Origin of the sequence: Streptomyces sp. WI03-4A (genome assembly GCF_033792105.1) — a bacterium.
GTDB classification, from domain to species: domain Bacteria; phylum Actinomycetota; class Actinomycetes; order Streptomycetales; family Streptomycetaceae; genus Streptomyces; species Streptomyces collinus_A.
This window is the reverse complement of record NZ_JARAUO010000041.1, coordinates 14,678-33,099: the sequence shown is the minus strand read 5'-3', so window position 1 is coordinate 33,099 and position 18,422 is coordinate 14,678. Positions and strand designations below refer to the sequence as shown.

The 18,422-nt window shown below is 72.4% G+C and carries 19 protein-coding genes; 11 read left to right on the top strand and 8 right to left on the bottom strand.

What is annotated here, in order from left to right; genetic code table 11:
- The first annotated feature begins 228 nt into the window (after nucleotides 1-228).
- The 3 genes from PV343_RS31655 (at nucleotide 229) to moaA (ending at nucleotide 3,353) form a co-directional block, all read left to right on the top strand.
- Nucleotides 229-585, top strand: coding sequence for a DUF485 domain-containing protein (locus tag PV343_RS31655; protein WP_319150472.1), 357 nt, complete (start codon nucleotides 229-231; stop codon nucleotides 583-585).
- A complete protein-coding gene (locus PV343_RS31650; RefSeq protein ID WP_319150471.1) occupies nucleotides 582-2,207 on the top strand; it encodes a cation acetate symporter in 1,626 nt (541 codons plus the stop codon). The genes PV343_RS31655 and PV343_RS31650 overlap by 4 nt, the downstream gene beginning before the upstream one ends.
- A gap of 156 nt (nucleotides 2,208-2,363) precedes the next feature.
- Entirely contained in the window at nucleotides 2,364-3,353 is a 990-nt protein-coding gene (gene moaA / locus PV343_RS31645) for a GTP 3',8-cyclase MoaA (RefSeq protein WP_319150470.1), read from the top strand.
- Nucleotides 3,354-3,380: 27 nt separating this feature from the next.
- Here the strand turns inward: moaA and PV343_RS31640 are convergent, their stop codons facing one another.
- Together PV343_RS31640 and PV343_RS31635 are read right to left on the bottom strand one after the other, a co-directional pair.
- Complete coding sequence (locus tag PV343_RS31640; RefSeq protein WP_319150469.1) at nucleotides 3,381-3,596, bottom strand: hypothetical protein; 216 nt, start codon at nucleotides 3,594-3,596, stop codon at nucleotides 3,381-3,383.
- Between the two features lie 224 nt (nucleotides 3,597-3,820).
- Nucleotides 3,821-4,222: a DUF3099 domain-containing protein gene (locus PV343_RS31635; protein ID WP_319150468.1), complete on the bottom strand. Its 402-nt coding sequence runs from the start codon at nucleotides 4,220-4,222 to the stop codon at nucleotides 3,821-3,823.
- 240 nt (nucleotides 4,223-4,462) lie between these two features.
- Between PV343_RS31635 and PV343_RS31630 the strand changes: the two genes are divergently transcribed.
- Entirely contained in the window at nucleotides 4,463-4,741 is a 279-nt protein-coding gene (locus PV343_RS31630; protein ID WP_319150467.1) for a GlsB/YeaQ/YmgE family stress response membrane protein, read from the top strand.
- 107 nt (nucleotides 4,742-4,848) lie between these two features.
- Here PV343_RS31630 and tyrS read toward each other — a convergent pair whose 3' ends face one another.
- The 3 genes from tyrS to PV343_RS31615 are packed head-to-tail and all read right to left on the bottom strand — an operon-like array spanning nucleotide 4,849 to nucleotide 9,088.
- Nucleotides 4,849-6,117: a tyrosine--tRNA ligase gene (gene tyrS, locus PV343_RS31625; RefSeq protein WP_319150466.1), complete on the bottom strand. Its 1,269-nt coding sequence runs from the start codon at nucleotides 6,115-6,117 to the stop codon at nucleotides 4,849-4,851.
- A gap of 56 nt (nucleotides 6,118-6,173) precedes the next feature.
- Complete coding sequence (locus PV343_RS31620; protein WP_319150465.1) at nucleotides 6,174-7,568, bottom strand: metallopeptidase TldD-related protein; 1,395 nt, start codon at nucleotides 7,566-7,568, stop codon at nucleotides 6,174-6,176.
- Nucleotides 7,565-9,088, bottom strand: coding sequence for a TldD/PmbA family protein (locus PV343_RS31615; RefSeq protein ID WP_319150464.1), 1,524 nt, complete (start codon nucleotides 9,086-9,088; stop codon nucleotides 7,565-7,567). Before PV343_RS31615 ends, PV343_RS31620 begins: the two co-directional genes overlap by 4 nt.
- 248 nt (nucleotides 9,089-9,336) lie before the next feature.
- Here PV343_RS31615 and fabG point away from each other — a divergent pair, with 248 nt between their 5' ends.
- From fabG to PV343_RS31600, 3 genes are all read left to right on the top strand, one after another.
- On the top strand, nucleotides 9,337-10,041 hold the full coding sequence (fabG, locus tag PV343_RS31610; protein WP_020939180.1) for a 3-oxoacyl-[acyl-carrier-protein] reductase: 705 nt from the start codon (nucleotides 9,337-9,339) through the stop codon (nucleotides 10,039-10,041).
- 5 nt (nucleotides 10,042-10,046) lie between these two features.
- Entirely contained in the window at nucleotides 10,047-10,814 is a 768-nt protein-coding gene (gene fabI, locus PV343_RS31605; protein WP_020939179.1) for an enoyl-ACP reductase FabI, read from the top strand.
- Nucleotides 10,815-10,983: 169 nt separating this feature from the next.
- A complete protein-coding gene (locus PV343_RS31600) occupies nucleotides 10,984-11,334 on the top strand; it encodes a hypothetical protein (RefSeq protein ID WP_319150463.1) in 351 nt (116 codons plus the stop codon).
- On the opposite strand, the gene PV343_RS31595 is transcribed toward PV343_RS31600, so the two are convergent.
- Nucleotides 11,312-12,004, bottom strand: a complete 693-nt coding sequence (locus PV343_RS31595) for a FadR/GntR family transcriptional regulator (protein ID WP_319150462.1) — start codon at nucleotides 12,002-12,004, stop codon at nucleotides 11,312-11,314. The two genes, PV343_RS31600 and PV343_RS31595, sit on opposite strands and share 23 nt — an antisense overlap.
- Before the next feature lie 124 nt (nucleotides 12,005-12,128).
- On the opposite strand from PV343_RS31595, the gene PV343_RS31590 reads away from it, so the two are divergent.
- The 4 genes from PV343_RS31590 to PV343_RS31575 all read left to right on the top strand — a co-directional run bounded on the left by PV343_RS31590 (nucleotide 12,129) and on the right by PV343_RS31575 (nucleotide 14,571).
- Nucleotides 12,129-13,412, top strand: a complete 1,284-nt coding sequence (locus PV343_RS31590) for a CynX/NimT family MFS transporter (protein ID WP_319150530.1) — start codon at nucleotides 12,129-12,131, stop codon at nucleotides 13,410-13,412.
- 54 nt (nucleotides 13,413-13,466) lie between these two features.
- The gene (locus PV343_RS31585) at nucleotides 13,467-13,583 is read left to right on the top strand and encodes an SGM_5486 family transporter-associated protein (protein WP_269787331.1); all 117 of its coding nucleotides are present in this window, start codon (nucleotides 13,467-13,469) and stop codon (nucleotides 13,581-13,583) included.
- Between the two features lie 181 nt (nucleotides 13,584-13,764).
- Nucleotides 13,765-13,974, top strand: coding sequence for a hypothetical protein (locus PV343_RS31580; RefSeq protein WP_319150529.1), 210 nt, complete (start codon nucleotides 13,765-13,767; stop codon nucleotides 13,972-13,974).
- Nucleotides 13,975-14,052: 78 nt separating this feature from the next.
- Nucleotides 14,053-14,571, top strand: coding sequence for a histidine phosphatase family protein (locus PV343_RS31575; protein ID WP_317442567.1), 519 nt, complete (start codon nucleotides 14,053-14,055; stop codon nucleotides 14,569-14,571).
- 82 nt (nucleotides 14,572-14,653) lie between these two features.
- Here the strand turns inward: PV343_RS31575 and serB are convergent, their stop codons facing one another.
- Together serB and PV343_RS31565 are read right to left on the bottom strand one after the other, a co-directional pair.
- Nucleotides 14,654-15,862 (bottom strand): phosphoserine phosphatase SerB, encoded by a 1,209-nt coding sequence (gene serB / locus PV343_RS31570; RefSeq protein ID WP_319150461.1) that lies wholly within the window; start codon nucleotides 15,860-15,862, stop codon nucleotides 14,654-14,656.
- 637 nt (nucleotides 15,863-16,499) lie between these two features.
- On the bottom strand, nucleotides 16,500-18,329 hold the full coding sequence (locus tag PV343_RS31565) for a streptophobe family protein (protein ID WP_319150460.1): 1,830 nt from the start codon (nucleotides 18,327-18,329) through the stop codon (nucleotides 16,500-16,502).
- Nucleotides 18,330-18,422 lie beyond the last annotated feature (93 nt).

The following is an 18,422-nucleotide window of genomic DNA, read 5'->3' as shown; positions in this document are numbered from 1 at the left end:
CTATCTCCCCGCACTGATCCACGAAAGGGCGCGGCCCGCACTGATCCACGAAAGGGCGCGGCCGACTTGAACCGCACCGCGCGTGGCGCCGTGACCGTGGACGGAGGGCCCACCAGGATCGAGGCCCTCCACGGGAATCACGCCGGGGAGTCGACCGATGACTGGCTGTAGCGTGGTCTCCCGTTCCAGTGAGATCCGAAGCGCATGTCCGCAACGCGAGGAGACTCCGTGGCCACCGAGACACCGCCCCCCGCGAAACCCCAAGCCCACCTTCCCTCCACCGAGGAGTTCACCGAGGTGCAGCAGAGCGCGGAGTTCGGTGAACTGCGCCGCTCCCACCGCTCGTTCGCCTTCCCGCTGACGATCGGCTTCATCGCCTGGTACCTGCTGTACGTCCTGCTCTCGAACTACGCGGGCGGCTTCATGGGCACCAAGGTGGCCGGCAACGTCAACGTCGCCCTCGTCCTGGGCCTCGCCCAGTTCCTCACCACCTTCCTCATCGCCTGGTGGTACGCGCGGCACGCCGCCGCCGACCTCGACCCCAAGGCCGAGGCCATCAAGTCCCGGATGGAGGGCGGAGCATGAGCCCCGCACAGCACACCCTGCTCGCCGCCGGCGAGGCGAGCGAGCACCGGCCGCTGATCATCACGCTGTTCGCGGTGTTCGTCGCCGCGACCCTCGTCATCACCGTCTGGGCGGGCCGGCAGACCCGGTCCGCCGCCGACTTCTACGCCGGCGGCCGGCAGTTCACCGGCTTCCAGAACGGCCTCGCCGTCTCCGGCGACTACATGTCCGCCGCGTCCTTCCTCGGCATCGCCGGTGCCATCGCCCTCTTCGGCTACGACGGCTTCCTCTACTCCATCGGCTTCCTGGTCGCCTGGCTGGTCGCCCTGCTGCTGGTCGCCGAACCGCTGCGCAACTCCGGCCGCTACACCATGGGCGACGTGCTGGCGTACCGCATGCGCCAGCGCCCCGTGCGGACGGCGGCCGGCACCTCGACCATCGTCGTGTCGATCTTCTACCTGCTCGCCCAGATGGCCGGTGCCGGCGTCCTGGTCTCGCTGCTCCTCGGCATCACCAGCGACGGCGGAAAGATCGGCATCGTCGCCCTCGTCGGCCTGCTGATGATCGTGTACGTCACCATCGGCGGCATGAAGGGCACCACCTGGGTGCAGATGGTCAAGGCGGTGCTGCTCATCGCGGGCGCCGTGCTGCTGACCTTCCTGGTCCTGCTGAAGTTCCACTTCAACATCTCGGACCTGCTCGGCAAGGCCGCCGACAACAGCGGCAAGGGCTCCGCGTTCCTGGAGCCCGGGCTGAAGTACGGCGCCTCCGGCACCACCAAACTGGACTTCATCTCGCTCGGCATCGCCCTGGTCCTCGGCACCGCCGGCCTGCCGCACATCCTGATCCGCTTCTACACCGTCCCCACCGCCAAGGCCGCCCGCAAGTCCGTCATCTGGGCGATCGGCCTGATCGGCGCCTTCTACCTGATGACCCTCGCCCTGGGCTTCGGCGCGGCCGCGCTGATCAAACCCGACGAGATCATCACCTCCAACAAGGCCGGTAACACCGCGGCTCCGCTCCTCGCGCTGCACCTGGGCGGAACCGACTCCAACTGGGGCGCGATCCTGCTCGCCACCATCTCGGCGGTCGCCTTCGCCACGATCCTCGCGGTCGTCGCGGGCCTGACCCTGGCCTCCTCCTCGTCCTTCGCGCACGACATCTACGCCAACGTCATCAAGAAGGGCCAGGCCACCGAGAAACAGGAGATCAACGCGGCCCGTTACGCCACCGTCGGCATCGGCGCCGTCTCCATCGTCCTCGGCGCCCTCTCCCGCGACCTCAACGTCGCCGGACTCGTCGCCCTCGCCTTCGCGGTCGCCGCCTCCGCCAACCTGCCGACCCTGCTCTACAGCCTGTTCTGGAAGCGGTTCACCACCGCCGGCGCCCTCTGGTCCATCTACGGCGGCCTGGTCACCGCGGTCGGCCTGGTGCTGTTCTCACCGGTGGTGTCCGGCAAGCCGACCTCGATGTTCCCCGACGTCGACTTCCACTGGTTCCCGCTGGAGAACCCGGGCATCATCTCGATCCCGGTCGGCTTCCTCCTCGGCGCCCTGGGCACCCTGCTGTCGAAGGAGGTCCCGGACACCGGTAAGTACGCGGAGCTCGAAGTGCGGTCCCTGACCGGCACCGGAGCCCATTGACGTTCCTACGGGCGGCCGCGTCGTACCGGACTGTACGGTCCTACGACGCGGCCGCGTCGTACCTCGTGGGATCGGGCCGCTGTCGTTGTCGGCGCTCTCACGTAGGCTCGCAGGTGACGGGAGAATAAGTGTTCCGGAACGAGGGAGGGGGCCCACGTGCTCATCGACACCTATGGCCGAGTGGCCACCGACCTGAGGGTCTCGCTGACAGACCGGTGCAACCTGCGCTGCACCTACTGCATGCCGGAGGAGGGCCTGCAGTGGCTGGCCAAGCCCGACCTGCTGACGGACGACGAGATCGTCCGCCTCATCGACATCGCGGTACGCCTGCTCGGCGTCGAGGAGGTCCGCTTCACCGGCGGTGAGCCCCTGCTCCGCCCCGGCCTGGTGGGCATCGTCGAGCGGGTCGTGGCCCTCGCGCCCCGGCCCCGGACGTCCCTGACGACGAACGGCATCGGTCTCGGGCGCACCGCGTCCGCGCTGAAGGCGGCGGGCCTCGACCGCGTCAACGTCTCGCTGGACACCCTGCGCCCGGACGTCTTCAAGACGCTCACCCGGCGCGACCGGCACAAGGACGTGATCGAGGGACTGAGAGCCGCCCGCGAGGCCGGCCTCACCCCGGTCAAGGTCAACACCGTCCTGATGCCGGGACTGAACGAGGACGAGGCCCCGGACCTGCTGGCCTGGGCCGTCGAGCACGACTACGAACTGCGGTTCATCGAGCAGATGCCGCTGGACGCCCAGCACGGCTGGAAGCGCGACGGCATGGTCACCGCCGGGGACATCCTGGCCTCGCTGCGCACCCGCTTCGAGCTCACCCCCGAGGGCGCCGACGAGCGCGGCTCGGCACCGGCGGAGCGCTGGCTGGTGGACGGCGGCCCGCACCGGGTCGGTGTGATCGCCTCGGTCACCCGCCCGTTCTGCGCCGCCTGCGACCGCACCCGGCTGACCGCCGACGGACAGATACGCACCTGCCTGTTCGCCACCGAGGAGACCGACCTGCGGGCGGCCCTGCGCTCCGGCGCCCCCGACGAGGAGATCGCCCGCCTCTGGCGCACGGCGATGTGGGGCAAGAAGGCGGGAGCGGGACTCGACGACCCGTCGTTCGTCCAGCCGGACCGGCCGATGTCCGCGATCGGCGGCTAGCTGCCGACCGAAGCCGGTGGCCGGCGGCTAGGAGTCCTCGCGCGCTTCCCAGTCCTCGAACCTGACGACGTCCTTCAGGAAGCCGCGGACCCCGAGGAACTGCGCGAGGTGCTCGCGGTGCTCCTCGCAGGCGAGCCAGGTCTTGCGCCGCTCCGGCGTGTGGACCTTCGGGTTGTTCCACGCCAGCACCCATACGGCGTCGGCACGGCAGCCCTTGGCGGAACAGATGGGCGTCTCACTCACGGATTCGTCTCACAGAGAAGGTGCGCACAAGGCGACGCCGAGCAGCCACGGGGGGAGCTGCCCGGCGTCGGTCCGTCGCTCCGACGGGGGATGCGGAGCGCGTACGCAGTATGTCATGGGTCACCCGCCGCCCGGCACCGGAACAGCACGATTGATCTGAGCTTTTCTTGAGCTTGGCGGCGGTCGGTCTTCCGCTTCCGGCAGCCTTCCCGTGTCCGCCGTGGTCACGCCCCTCCGGGCCGTTCGCCCCGCGTTCCCGCGGCCGGATCGGGCGGCACGTCCCCCGCTACGGAATCGGCCCGCGCGCCCTCTTCCCGCGGCTGCGGCGGCGTGATCATCGGCCGGGTCGGCGCGGTGACGAAGGTCGACGGAAGGGAGGGCGGCCGCTCCCGGCCCGCGTTCGCGATCACCACGGCGATGTAGGGGAGCACCGCGCCCAGCACCAGCGCCACGATCGCGACGTACCGTTCGACGTTCCACAGGGTGGCCGCCAGGATCACCGAGGCGGTGCGGACCGTCATGGAGATGACGTACCGCCGCTGCCGGCCCCGCACGTCCTCGGCCAGCCCGGTCCGGGCCCCGGTGATCCGGAACACCTCGACGCCGCCGTGCTGCTTCCGCGTCACTTCCCACCATCCGCCCGCATCGGACTCCCCGGCCCGCACTCGCGTCCCGTCCGGCGGGGAACCGGGCCCAGGACACTCCCACGTTACGCCGCGACCGCACCGTCCACGAGACCGGGTCGCCCCACGTACCGCGCGCACGCCGCCGGCCGTGCCGCGTACGGCCGCGGCCGACATGCGGCGCCCGGGGGAGCGGCCGAGACTGGCAGCAATGCTCACGTCGAGCCGTACGAGGAGGCAGCCATGGGCTGGTTGTGGGCGATCATCGTGGGATTCGTCCTCGGCCTCATCGCGAAGGCCGTCATCCCGGGCAAGCAGCACAGCCCCCTCTGGCTGACGACCATCTGCGGCATGCTGGGCGCCATCGTCGGCAACGCCATCGCCCGCGCCCTCGGCGTCGAGACGACCCGGGGCATCGACTGGAGCCGGCACGCCTTCCAGCTCATCGCCGCGATCATCATCGTCTTCGCCGTCGACATGCTCTACATGGCGACCCTGGGCAAGCGGAGACAACGCGCCTGACAGCGGACGGCCGGACACCGGCCCGACGCCGGACACCGGCCCGGCGACCGACACGGCGGAGGGCGGCCCCCCACGCTGGGAGCCGCCCTCCGTCACGTACTCCGCGCCTAGGCGCCGGTGACCTCGACCGCGGCCAGGTTCTTCTTCCCGCGCCGCAGCACCAGCCACCGCCCGTGCAGCAGGTCCTCCTTCGCCGGGACGGCGTCCTCGGCGGTGACCTTCGCGTTGTTCACGTAGGCGCCGCCCTCCTTGACCGTCCGGCGCGCGGCCGACTTGCTCGCCACCAGGCCGACCTCGGCGAGCAGGTCCACCACCGGGCCCAGCTCGGCGACCCGCACGTGCGGCACCTCCGACAGCGCGGCCGCCAGCGTCCGCTCGTCCAGCTCCGCCAGCTCGCCCTGGCCGAACAGGGCCCGCGACGCGGCGATCACGGCGGCCGTCTGGTCGGCGCCGTGCACCAGCGTCGTCAGCTCCTCGGCCAGCGCGCGCTGCGCGGCGCGGGCCTGCGGACGCTCCTCGGTCTGCCGCTCCAGCTCCTCCAGCTCCTCCCGGGACCTGAAGGACAGGATGCGCATGTACTTGGAGATGTCACGGTCGTCCACGTTCAGCCAGAACTGGTAGAACGCGTACGGCGTCGTCATCTCCGGGTCGAGCCAGACGGCCCCGCCCTCGGTCTTGCCGAACTTGGTGCCGTCCGCCTTGGTCATCAGCGGCGTGGCCAGGGCGTGCGCCTCGGCGTCCGGCTCCAGCCGGTGGATCAGGTCGAGACCGGCCGTGAGGTTGCCCCACTGGTCGCTGCCGCCCTGCTGGAGCGTGCAGCCGTACCGCCGGTACAGCTGCAGGAAGTCCATGCCCTGCAGGATCTGGTAGCTGAACTCGGTGTAGCTGATGCCCTGGTCGGACTCCAGGCGGCGGGCCACGGAGTCCTTGGTCAGCATCTTGTTGACGCGGAAGTGCTTGCCGATGTCCCGCAGGAACTCGATCGCGGAAAGGCCCTCGGTCCAGTCGAGGTTGTTCACCATGACCGCCGCGTTCTCGCCCTCGAAGGACAGGAACGGCTCGATCTGGCCGCGCAGCCGGCCCACCCAGCCGGCCACGGTCTCCGGGTCGTTCAGCGTGCGCTCGGCGGTCGGGCGCGGGTCGCCGATCAGGCCCGTCGCGCCGCCGACGAGCGCCAGCGGCCGGTGCCCGGCCTGCTGGAGCCGGCGCACGGTGAGCACCTGCACCAGATGCCCCACGTGCAGCGACGGCGCCGTCGGGTCGAAGCCGCAATAGAACGTGACGGGACCGTCCGCGAGCGCCTTGCGCAAGGCGTCCTCGTCGGTGGACAGGGCGAACAGCCCACGCCACTTCAGCTCGTCGACGATGTCCGTCACGGTTCTCGTGTCTCCTCGGTGATCCTGGGGCGGTCGGGTGACAGCCGCCTACGAGGTTATACGCCCTGGCTGACAGAGCTCATGTTGAAATCGGGGATCCGCAGCGCGGGCATCGCGGCCCGGGTGAACCAGTCGCTCCACTCGCGCGGCAGCGTCTTCTCGGTGCGCCCGGCCTCCACCGCCCGGCCGAGCAGGTCCACCGGCGACTCGTTGAACCGGAAGTTGTTCACCTGCCCGGTCACCTCGCCGTTCTCCACGAGGTAGACGCCGTCCCGGGTGAGCCCGGTGAGCAGCAGCGTCGCCGGGTCCACCTCGCGGATGTACCACAGGCAGGTCAGCAGCAGCCCGCGCTCGGTGTCCGCGACCATGTCCTCCAGCGAGCGGTCTCGGCCGCCGTCCAGGATCAGGTTGCCGAGCACCGGGGCGACCGGGAGGCCGGTGAGGCCCGCGCTGTGCCGGGTGGTGGTCAGGCTCTTGAGCACCCCCTCGTCGACCCACTCGGTGGGCCGCACCGGCAGCCCGTTGTCGAACACGGACTGGTCGCCGCCCGAGGAGTGGGCGACCACGAAGGGCGCGCACTCCAGGCCCGGCTCGTTCGGGTCGCTGCGCAGCGACAGCGGCAGCTCGCTCAGCCGGTCGCCGACCCGGGTGCCGCCGCCCGGCCGGGAGAACACCGTCCGGCCCTCGGCCGCGTCCCGGCCGGAGCCCGACCAGAGCTGGTAGATGAGCAGGTCCGCGACCGCGGTCGGCGGCAGCAGCGTCTCGTACCGGCCCGCCGGCAGCTCCACCCGCCGCTCGGCCCAGCCGAGGCGCACGGCCAGCTCGGCGTCCAGGGCACCCGGGTCGACGTCCTTGAAGTCCCGGGTGGACCGGCCCGCCCACGCCGAGCGGGTGCGGTCCGGGGACTTGGCGTTCAGCTCCAGCGTGCCGGTGGGCTGGTCGTGCCGCAGCCGCAGTCCGGTGGACGTGCCGACGTACGTCGAGACCAGCTCGTGGTTGGCGAAACCGTACAGCTCGCGGCCGCCGGCACGCGCGCGTGCGAAGGCCTCGCCGAGCGCGGGCGCGAAGTCCGCGAAGACGGCGGAGGAGGTCTCGGCGGGCGCGTCGGTGAAGTCCGGGGACGCCGGGACGCCGTCGACCAGCGGCTGGGCGTCCTCCGCCGGCCCGGCACCCCGCGCCGCGGCCTCGGCGGCCCGCACCAGCGGCTCCAGCTCCTCGGCGGTCACGGCGGACCGCGAGACGACCCCGGAGGCGGTGCCCTCCTGCCCGTCCACCGTCGCGATCACCGTCAGCGTCCGGCCGCGGGTGACACCGTTCGTGGTCAGCGCGTTGCCCGCCCAGCGCAGGTTGGCGGTGGAGTGCTCGTCGGCGATGACGACACAGCCGTCGGCCCGGGACAGCGCCAGCGCCTGCTCGACGACCTCGTGCGGCTTGTGGGTACGGGCGCTCATCGGCCGGCCTCCTGCGTGGTGTTCAGAATGTTGACGCCCTTGAACAGGGCGGAGGGGCACCCGTGGGACACGGCGGCGACCTGGCCGGGCTGGGCCTTGCCGCAGTTGAAGGCGCCTCCCAGCACGTACGTCCCCGGACCGCCGACCGCCGCCATCGAGCCCCAGAAGTCGGTGGTCGTGGCCTGGTAGGCGACGTCCTTGAGCTGCCCGGTGATCCGCCCGTTCTCGATCCGGAAGAAGCGCTGCCCGGTGAACTGGAAGTTGTACCGCTGCATGTCGATGGACCAGGACCGGTCGCCGACGACGTAGATGCCCCGGTCGACGCCGCCGATCAGGTCCTCGGTGGACAGCCCGGCCGGGTCGGGGCGCAACGACACGTTGGCCATGCGCTGCACCGGGACGTGGCCCGGGGAGTCGGCGAACGCGCACCCGTTGGACCGCTCGAAACCGGTCAGCCTGGCGATCCTGCGGTCGAGCTGGTAGCCGACGAGCGTGCCGTCCTTCACCAGGTCCCAGGACTGCGCCTCGACGCCCTCGTCGTCGTAGCCGACGGTCGCCAGGCCGTGCTCGGCGGTGCGGTCGCCGGTCACGTTCATCAGCTCGGAGCCGTACCTCAGCTTGCCGAGCTGGTCGAAGGTGGCGAAGGAGGTGCCGGCGTAGGCGGCCTCGTAACCGAGCGCCCGGTCCAGCTCGGTGGCGTGCCCGATGGACTCGTGGATGGTCAGCCACAGGTTGGACGGGTCGACCACCAGGTCGTACAGCCCCGGCTCCACGCTCGGCGCCCGCATCTTCTCGGCCAGCAGCTCCGGCATCCGCTCCAGCTCGCCGTCCCAGTCCCAGCCGGTCCCGGTCAGGTACTCCCAGCCGCGCCCGGCCGGCGGCGCGATGGTCCGCATCGAGTCGAACTCGCCGCTCGACTCGTCCACCGAGACCGCCGTGAGCTGCGGGTGCAGCCGCACCCGCTGCTGCGTGGTCACGGTCCCGGCCGTGTCCGCGTAGAACTTGTTCTCGTGCACGGTGAGCAGCGAGGCGTCCACGTGGTTCACGCCGTTCGCCGCCAGCAGCCGGGAGCTCCACTCCGCGAGCAGCGCGGCCTTCTCCTCGTCGGGCACCGAGAACGGGTCGATCTCGTACGACGAGATCCACGTCCGGTCGGCGTGCACCGGCTCGTCGGCCAGTTCCACCCGCTCCTCGGACCCCGCCGCCCTGATCACCTGTGCGGACAGCTTCGCCATGGCCACCGCCTGCGAGGCGACCTTGGCGGCCGCGTCCAGGCTCAGGTCGACCCCGGACGCGAAGCCCCACGTCCCGCCGTGCACGACCCGCACCGCGTACCCGAGGTCGGTGGTGTCCGACGAACCCGCCGGCCTGGCGTCCCGCAGCCGCCAGGACGCGCTGCGCACCCGCTCGAACCGGAAGTCCGCGTGCTCGGCCCCCAGCGCCCGCGCACGCGCGAGCGCGGCGTCGGCCAGGGCCCTTAGGGGAAGTGCCGTGAAGGCTTCGTCGATGGAATGAGGCACCGAGGTCTCCCTGCTGTCGTGGCCTGTCGCCTCCGATCATGTCGCGGGACCGGCCCGGCGGACCACAGGTTTCGGTACGGCGCCGCGTCCTTTCTGTAGGGACCCGACAGCGACGCACTTCAGCCACTGTCGGTGCCCGCTTCCCCGCGGGAGGGGCGCTACCGATAGGTTTTCGATGAAGCCGCCTGTCATCGAGGTGTTCGGGCGGGTGCTGGACCGCTGCAGACCGCTATCGAAAGGGTGATCCGTTGAGCCGCTCGGTTCTCGTCACCGGAGGAAACCGGGGCATCGGCCTCGCCATCGCCCGCGCTTTCGCCGACGCCGGCGACAAGGTCGCGATCACGTACCGCTCGGGTGAGCCGCCGGCCGGCTTCCTGGCCGTCCGGTGCGACATCACCGACGCCGAGCAGGTGGAGCAGGCCTACAAGGAGATCGAGGACCAGCACGGTCCGGTCGAGGTCCTGGTCGCCAACGCCGGCGTCACCAAGGACCAGCTCCTGATGCGCATGTCCGAGGAGGACTTCACCTCGGTCATCGACACCAACCTCACCGGCACCTTCCGCGTCGTCAAGCGCGCCAACCGCGGCATGCTCCGCGCCAAGAAGGGCCGCGTCATACTGATCTCCTCGGTGGTCGGCCTGCTCGGCTCCGCGGGCCAGGCGAACTACGCCGCCTCCAAGGCCGCCCTGGTCGGCTTCTCGCGCTCCCTCGCCCGTGAGCTGGGTTCGCGCAACATCACCTTCAACGTCGTCGCGCCCGGTTTCGTCGACACCGACATGACCAAGGTGCTCACCGAGCAGCAGCGCGAGGGCATCGTCTCGCAGGTGCCGCTCGGCCGTTACGCGCAGCCGGAGGAGATCGCCGCGGCGGTGCGGTTCCTCGCCTCGGACGACGCTTCGTACATCACTGGAGCCGTCATCCCCGTTGACGGCGGACTGGGAATGGGTCACTGATCACCATGAGCGGAATCCTCGAGGGCAAGCGCGTCCTGATCACCGGTGTGCTGATGGAGTCCTCCATCGCCTTCCACACCGCCAAGCTGGCCCAGGAGCAGGGCGCCGAGATCATCCTCACCGCCTTCCCGCGTCCCACGCTCACCGAGCGCATCGCCCGGAAGCTGCCGAAGCCCACCAAGGTCATCGAGCTCGACGTCACCAACGACGAGCACCTCGGGCGCCTCGCGGACGTCGTCGGCGAGGAGCTCGGCGGCCTCGACGGCGTCGTCCACTCCATCGGCTTCGCCCCGCAGGACGCGCTCGGCGGCAACTTCCTGAACACGCCGTTCGAGTCGGTCGCCACCGCCATGCACGTCTCGGCGTACTCCCTGAAGTCGCTGACCATGGCCTGCCTGCCGCTGATGCAGAACGGCGGCTCGGTCGTCGGCCTCACCTTCGACGCCCAGTACGCCTGGCCGCAGTACGACTGGATGGGCCCGGCCAAGGCCGCCCTGGAGGCCACCAGCCGCTACATGGCGCGCGACCTGGGCAAGCAGAACATCCGCTGCAACCTGGTCTCGGCCGGCCCGATCGGCTCCATGGCCGCCAAGTCCATCCCGGGCTTCGCGGAGCTGGCGTCCGTCTGGGACAGCCGCGCGCCCCTGGAGTGGGACCTGAAGGACCCGGAGCCGGCCGGCCGCGGCGTCGTCGCCCTGCTGAGCGACTGGTTCCCGAAGACCACCGGCGAGATCGTCCACGTGGACGGCGGTCTGCACGCCATCGGCGCCTGATCCCGGCCCCGAGCCCGACGCCCCGTTCCCCGCACCGCGCGGGGAGCGGGGCGTCACTCGTTCGGCGCATCCGGCCGGGCGGCACCCGGGGCCGGCGGGCCACTCTGGACTACGGGTTCACCCCGCGCCCCGCGCCTTCCCTCCGCAGCCCGGCCGAGGAGGTCCCCTTGTGCGCCTGTCCCGCAGCCTGGCCCCGGTGACCGTGGCCGTAGCCCTCGTCCTGTCACTGCCGTACGACGCGATGTCCCACGCGCGCGTGTCCGACGGCAAGCCGCCCGCGCCGCGCCTGTTCGGCGCCGCCTGCCGCACCGCCGTCCACGGCTCCCACGTCGTGGCCTACTGCCACAACCCCTACGTCGACACCGACCGGGTTCGGCTGCACATCGAGTGCGCCCGCTGGTGGGACATCGACACCGACAGCGCCCCGGCGGACGCCGCGGCCGCCATGACCGTACGGCTGACCGGGCGCTGCTGGAAGGAGGTCCGCTCGGCGTGGATCAGCCACCAGAAGGCGCGCTGAACCGTCCCGGCCGGCACAGGAACGGGTAGCTCGCGGCCTCGGCGGCGGCCGCCTCGGCGTCGCCGGTGCGGATCGCGTCCACCAGCCGGGTGTGCTCCATGTACGTCTCCGGCGTCAGGTCGGCGCCGACGTCCGCGCGCAGCCAGTCCCGCAGCACCTCGCCGAGGTCGGCGTACATCGCCGTCATGACGTCGTTGTGCGAGGCGGCCACCACCGCCAGGTGGAAGGTCGCGTCGGCCGTCACGAACGCCTCCGCGTCGCCGGTCTCCCACGCCTCCTCGCGCCGCACCAGGAGCGTGTCGAGCTGCTTGAGGTCCTTCTCCGTGCGCCGCTCGGCGGCCAGCCGGGCCGCCGCCGACTCCAGCGTCGACCGCAGCTCGGCGATGTGCCGGGGGTCGGCGTCCGCGAACCGGCGGTGCATCACGCCCGCCAGCTCGCTCGTCGCCACCACGTACGTGCCCGAGCCCTGGCGGATGTCCAGCAGCCCGTTGTGCGCGAGGGCGCGAACGGCCTCGCGCACGGTGTTCCTGGCCACCCCGAGCTGTTCGACCAGCTCGGGCTCCGTGGGGATGCGGGAGCCGACCGGCCACTCGCCGGACGCGATCTGGTTGCGCAGCTCGGCGATGACCTGTTCGGACAGCGCCGACCGGCGCGGGTGGCTCAGGGGCATGGCACACCTTCGCACGCTGGGCCGGGGAGGAGAGACCCCGGGAATGGACAACCAATCATCCCATGATTCTATGATGGTCGACATGGCTGGTGAGGAAACGCGGACCGTGGACACCCGTACGTCGATGCCTTCGACCGAACGCGGTGCTTCCACCGTCGCGCGCACAGACGAAACACCCCGCACGCGCGCGTGGGCGACCCGGCTCGTCGTGGTCGGCATCGTGCTGGCCGCGCTGAACCTCCGGCCGGCCATCACGAGCTTCGGCGCGCTCCTGGAGGAGGTGCGCGACGGGCTCGGCATGAGCGGCAGCGTGGCCGGACTGCTCACCTCCGTGCCCCCGCTGTGCTTCGCCGTCTTCGGTGTCACCGCGCCCCGGCTGGCCCGCCGCTTCGGACCGGCCGCCGTGGTCTGCGCCGGCATGGTCGCCATCGCCGCCGGCCTGCTGATACGGCCCTACGCGGGCGGCACGGCCGGCTTCCTGGCCGCGAGCGCGCTCGCCCTGATGGGCATCGCCGTCAGCAACGTGCTCATGCCGGTCATCGTCAAGCGCTGGTTCCCCGACCGGGTCGGCTCCATGACCGGCCTGTACTCCATGGCCCTCGCCCTCGGCACCTCCGCCGCGGCCGCGCTCACGGTGCCCGTCACCCACGTCCTGGGCGGTGGCTGGCGCCCCGGCCTCGCCGTCTGGGCCGGGCTCGCGGCCGCCGCCGTACTGCCCTGGCTGCCGCTGGTGCGGGGCCGGGCAGCAGCCCCTGAACCCTCCCCGGCTCCCGCCCCTGGGCCCGGAAGCCCGGCGGGGGAGCGGCAGCAGGCCCCGCTGCGCATCACCCGCAGCCGCACCGCCTGGGCGCTCGCCGTCTTCTTCGGGCTCCAGGCCACCGCCGCCTACATCACCATGGGCTGGATGGCGCAGATCTTCCGCGACGCCGGCGTCCCGGCCGGCACCGCGGGCATCCTCCTGGCCGTCACCATGGTGATGGGCGTGCCGCTGGCCTTCGTCATCCCGCGGGTGGCCACCCGGCTGCCCCACCAGGGGCCCATCGTGCTGGTCCTGGGCGCCTGCGGCCTCGCCGGGTACGCGGGCCTGTACTTCGCCCCGGCCGGCGGCGCCTGGGCCTGGGCGGTGCTGCTCGGCATCTCCAACTGCGCGTTCCCGCTGGCGCTGACGATGGTCGGGATGCGCGCCCGGACCGGCCCCGGCGTGGGGCAGCTGTCCGCCTTCGCCCAGAGCACCGGCTATCTGATCTCCATCCCGGGACCGCTGCTGGTCGGTGTCCTCTACCAGCACAGCGGGGGCTGGGGCCTGCCGATCGCCCTGATGGCGGCCCTGATGCTGCCCCAGATGGTCGTGGGCTTCCTGGCCGGCCGCGACCGCGTCGTCGAGGACGAGGCGGCGGCGGCACGCTGACCCGGGCCGCACCCCGGGGTGAGGGGCGGGCGCGGCAGGTGGGACACTGACCGCATGCCCGTGCTCGACCCGAACCCCCAGAACGGCCAGAAGAAGATGCTGCTCGTCTTCGGCTCGTTCCTCGCCATCTTCGTGATCATCGCCATCATCGCGACGATCGCCTCGCCCTGACCCCACCCCGCCCGGCCCGGTCGCGGCGCCCGATGGTGGGGGTGGCCCCACCATCCCCTAGGGGGCCAGGGTCAGGGTCAAGTGGGTGGGTCACCGGATGGGTTGGCGGCCCCGGATTCCGTAGCTTCGAGATGTGACCGCGACAGGCGGCCCGAACCGCTCGACGACCCACGGAGGCGACATGCCGGCCCGCACCCACTCCCGGCCCCACCCGGCGCCTTCGGGCGGTGGCGTCGACATCCGGCTGCGCTGGTGGGCGCTCGCCCTGCCGGCACTCGCCTTCATCATGCTGTTCGCGCTGATACTGAACCCGTCCCAGGCCCACGCGGCGAGCGGCGACCCCGCGATCACCCAGCTCCTCGAACGCGTGCAGCAGTTCCTCGCACGCTGACACCGAGCCCGCACATCCGGTGAAATCGCATGTCAACTCCCTGCGCCGGGTGGCCTGTTTCATGCGAAGCTGGATCTCATGAGCGTCGCAGAACCCCGTGAGATCGTCCTCTTCCGGCATGCGAAAGCCGACTGGCCCCAGGTGTCCGACCATGAGCGCCCGCTGGCCGAGCGGGGCCGCATGGACGCCGCCGTCGCCGGACGCAGGCTGGCCGACACCGCCGTCACCTTCGACCTTGCCCTGTGCTCCACCTCGGTCAGGACCCGCGAGACCTGGAAGCTCGCCGTCCATGAACTCGCTCACCGGCCGAAGACCCACTACGAGGAGCGGGTCTACGAGGCCTCGCCCGGCGAGCTGATCGCCGTGCTCAACGAGATTCCGGACGACGTGCGGAACGCGATCCTGATCGGCCACAACCCGGGCATCCACGGCCTGGCCGAGGTCCTGGCCGGCGACTCCCAGGGCGACGCCCGGGAGCGGATGAACCGCCGAGGCTTCCCCGCCGCCGGCTTCGCCGTGCTCACCTTCGACGGCACCTGGAAGAGCCTGGAGCCGGGCGTCGCCACCCTGACGGACTACTGGGCGCCCTCCGAGTGACGGCACGCACGACAGGAGGGCCCGGCACCCCGTGGTGCCGGGCCCTCCTCGCGTCCGGAGCGCTGAGCCGCCGCGGGGCGGCTCAGCCCTCGTCGTGGGTGTCGGCCGCCTCGACCTCTTCCCGGGTGATGCCCAGCAGGTAGAGCACCGTGTCCAGGAAGGGGAAGTTCACGGCCGTGTGCGCGGCCTCCCGGACCACCGGCTTGGCGTTGAAGGCGACACCGAGACCGGCCGCGTTCAGCATGTCCAGGTCGTTGGCGCCGTCACCGATCGCCACCGTCTGCACCAGCGGGACCCCGGCCTCCGCGGCGAACCGGCGCAGCAGCCGCGCCTTGCCCGCGCGGTCCACGATCTCGCCGGTGACCCGCCCGGTCAGCTTGCCGTCGACGATCTCCAGCGTGTTGGCCTGCGCGAAGTCCAGCCCCAGGCGCTCCTTCAGGTCGTCCGTGACCTGGGTGAACCCGCCGGAGACGACGCCAACTTGGAAGCCGAGGCGCTTCAGGGTGCGGATGAGCGTGCGCGCGCCCGGCGTCAGCCGGACCTCGTTGCGCACCTTCTCCACCACCGAGGCGTCCAGCCCCTCCAGCAGCGCCACGCGCGCGTGCAGCGACTGCTCGAAGTCCAGCTCGCCGCGCATCGCCGCCGCCGTCACCTCGGCGACCTTGTCCTCGCACCCGGCGTGCGCCGCGAACAGCTCGATGACCTCGTCCTGGATGAGGGTCGAGTCCACGTCCATGACCACCAGCCGCTGGGCGCGCCGGTGCAGACCTGCGGAGACGACGGCGATGTCGACACCCAGTGCCGCCGCGTCCGAGGCCAGGGCCGTGCGCAGCGGCTCGGTCTCCACGCCGGAGACGGCGAACTCCACTGCGGTGACCGGGTACTTGGCGAGGCGGAAGATGCGGTCGATGTTGCCGCCGGCCTTGGCGATCCGGGCGGCGATGGCGGCCGTCGACTCGGCGGTGAGCGGGTGGCCGAGCACCGTCACCAGAGAGCGCCCGAGACCTCGGGGGCGGTTGTCGCCGTGTCCCGAGATGATCTCCGCCTGCATCTTCATCGACTCGGCCCAGCTGTGCACCGTCGCCCGCAGGTCGCCCTCGACGCCGGCCGGCGGGTGGGTGACCAGCGCGCACAGGACCAGGCGGCCCCGGGTGACGACCTGCTCGATGTCGACGACGTCGACGGCGTAGGCGGCGAGGGTGTCGAAGAGGCCGGCCGTGATGCCCGGCCTGTCCTTGCCGAAGATCTTGACGAGGAGAGTGGGGACCTCGGAGGTCTGCGAAGCGCTCATGGTGTCACCACCGTATCCGGCACCCAGTGCCTTCCGCCCGCCCGGTCCGCCTGACGGACACGGAACAATGGGTGTCCGGCCGGTGTCGCGAACCTTGCCCGTGACCGACGTCCGCCCGACCCGCCCGATCTGCCCGCTCCGCCCGCGCGCAGACGCGGACGGCGCGAACGGCGGGGCTCGGTTCCGGCCCCACCACGACTGTGCCACGAGGCGGAACCCGGGGCACGGTGAGGAGCCGGCGGGCGCTTGCCGCTGGGGCGGGATCGCCTCCGGGGCGGGCTGATCGCTGGGGCAGGGACACCGGCCGCCGGAGCCGGGCTCACCGTCGGGTCAGGCTGTCAGCCAAGCCGGACGCACCGCCGGAGCCCAGCTCATCGCCGGATCAGGCTCATCGCCGGATCAGGCTCACCGCCCGGCCGGGCTCAGCGCTGCGGCCCGTCCCGCGGCCCACGGGTCGGCCCGCCCTTCGGCCGCGGCGGAAGCGGTCGCGGTGAGGGGACTGCCGACGCCCGACGCCCGCTGCCGGAGCCGGGCTACTGTCGGGTCAGGCTGTCAGCCCAGCCGGACGCACCGCCGGAGTCCAGCTCATCGCCGGAGCCCAGCTCATCGCCGGATCAGGCTCACCGCCCGGCCGGGCTCAGCGTCGGGGTCCGCGCCGTGGGCCACCGGCCGGGCCGCCCTTCGGCCGCGGGGGGAGCGGGGGCGGTGGGGGAGGCCCGGTCGGCCCGTCGTCCGGCGAGCCGTGGCCGTCCGGCCGGCCCGGCGCGCGCCCCCGTCCGCGGGGCACCGGGGGAGGCGGCCCCAGCGGCCGGACGACGGTGGGGGCGCCGTACACGTCGTCCCCGGCCGCCGGCGGCCTCGCGTCCTCGGGCTCCGCCCTCAGCTCCCGCGGCACCTCGAGATAGGGGTTGGTGTCGGGATTCGGCGGCCGGAACGGCTTGCTCGGCAGGTACGGCCCGGCCTCACCGCCCCCGGTGCCGCCACCGCCGACGCTCCCGCTCCCCGGCCGCCCGCTTCCCGCGGAGCCGTCCCAGCCGCCCCAGCCGCCCGGGCCCCCGGGCCCGTCCGCGCCGGTCCCCGCGTCCCGGTCCGGCCGCACCGCCCGGGCACCCGCTGCCCCCGTCGCCCGCGCCAGCAGCGCTCCCACCGCCCCGGCGCCCGCCCCCCACACGGCGCCCAGGAGCAACGCCATGCCCAGGTGCCCGTGCAGTTCGATGCCCGCGCCGAAGGCGTCGAAGCCGAGCACGGACAGCGAGGCGTTCACCGACACGTCCGCCAGCCAGGCCAGGAAGGGCAGGGCGAGCGCGGTCACCGCCCCGAGCCGCAGGGCGCAGCGCCCGGCGAACCCCGCCGCTCCGACCTGCCCGTCCACCGGGGTCCGTACCGCCGTGAGCACCCCGGCGAGCAGCATCATGAGGCCCGCCGCGACCGCGAGCAGCCACACCCGCCCGTCCAGCTCGGCCAGCCGGCCCAGCGTGACGGGCTCGTCGGAGTTCGAGCCCAGGAGCCGGTCGAGCGGGTCGGGCAGCACGGTGCCGAGGACGCCGGTCGCCCGGCCGTCCCAGGGGACGAACAGGCCGACGGGCACGCCGAGCCACACGCCGTTCGGGGCGCCCAGCAGGGCCGCGCCCGCGATCCGGCGCGGGTGGTCGTCGCCGATCGCCGCGTACGCCGCCGCCGCGAGCCCGGCGGCCACGGCCACGAGCAGCACGGTGACGAGTGCCGAGACGGCCGGGCGCACCACCCGGTGCACGGCGTCCCAGCCGGCCGGCAGTGGGGTGCGGCGGGAGGCGAACAGGGCGATCAGCAGGACACCGGCGCACCAGCCGAGGCCGCCGAGCAGGGTGGGCGCGGTGTCCACGGTGAAGCCGACGGCCGCCTTGGCGTGGATCAGGTCGCCGATCCGGTCCGGCAGCAGCCCGCCGACGTCGCCCACGCCGGGGATGTCGAGGCCGCCGCCCTTGCCCGCGCCGCCGGGCAGCCGGTCGAGGCCGAGCGCGCCGCCGTCGATCGTGACGACGTCGTGCCCCGCCCACGCGAGGCCGCCCAGCGTCGCCACGAACAGGGCGGTCACCGCACCCGCGCGCGCGAGGAGTTCGGCCGGCGCGATCACAACTCCGGCCGTGCGCAGGGACCGCAGGAAGAACCACGCCAGCAGCAGGGCTCCGACCAGGCTCACCCCGAGTGGCGTGATCTCGACGGCCGTGTGGGCCTCGGCGCTCTTCAGTCCGAAAGCGGACACATCGCCCGACGGTGACACCGAACCACCCGCCCCGAGGGCCACAACAGCCGCCGTCATGGGGCCCAGAGACCCCGCGGCGTCCGCCCGCAGCAGGTGCAGGCCCAGCGCGGCCGTGCCCGCCATCCCTATCAACGCCCAGCTCACGGCGGCGATCGCGGACAGCAGGATGTCCGTCCACGGCAGCGGTGTGCCGTGCCGTGCGGTCTCGACGCCCGTGGCGCTCATGGCAGACCCCCCGATCCGCGGCGCGGTCCCGAGGCCGCGCTCGTCCCCCTCGCGGGGGATTACCACTCTCCGGCCCGGTTTCAACCCCGTCAA

Excerpts from the sequence above, each read along its gene's own strand:
- PV343_RS31650 (WP_319150471.1), top strand. The coding sequence starts at position 582 with ATGAGCCCCGCACAGCACACCCTGCTCGCCGCCGGCGAGGCGAGCGAG.
- PV343_RS31630 (WP_319150467.1), top strand. The coding sequence starts at position 4,463 with ATGGGCTGGTTGTGGGCGATCATCGTGGGATTCGTCCTCGGCCTCATC.
- PV343_RS31620 (WP_319150465.1), bottom strand. The coding sequence starts at position 7,568 with ATGAGCGCCCGTACCCACAAGCCGCACGAGGTCGTCGAGCAGGCGCTG.
- fabI (WP_020939179.1), top strand. The coding sequence starts at position 10,047 with ATGAGCGGAATCCTCGAGGGCAAGCGCGTCCTGATCACCGGTGTGCTG.
- PV343_RS31595 (WP_319150462.1), bottom strand. The coding sequence starts at position 12,004 with ATGCCCCTGAGCCACCCGCGCCGGTCGGCGCTGTCCGAACAGGTCATC.
- PV343_RS31590 (WP_319150530.1), top strand. The coding sequence starts at position 12,129 with ATGCCTTCGACCGAACGCGGTGCTTCCACCGTCGCGCGCACAGACGAA.
- PV343_RS31585 (WP_269787331.1), top strand. The coding sequence starts at position 13,467 with ATGCCCGTGCTCGACCCGAACCCCCAGAACGGCCAGAAGAAGATGCTG.
- PV343_RS31580 (WP_319150529.1), top strand. The coding sequence starts at position 13,765 with ATGCCGGCCCGCACCCACTCCCGGCCCCACCCGGCGCCTTCGGGCGGT.
- PV343_RS31575 (WP_317442567.1), top strand. The coding sequence starts at position 14,053 with ATGAGCGTCGCAGAACCCCGTGAGATCGTCCTCTTCCGGCATGCGAAA.
- serB (WP_319150461.1), bottom strand. The coding sequence starts at position 15,862 with ATGAGCGCTTCGCAGACCTCCGAGGTCCCCACTCTCCTCGTCAAGATC.
- PV343_RS31565 (WP_319150460.1), bottom strand. The coding sequence starts at position 18,329 with ATGAGCGCCACGGGCGTCGAGACCGCACGGCACGGCACACCGCTGCCG.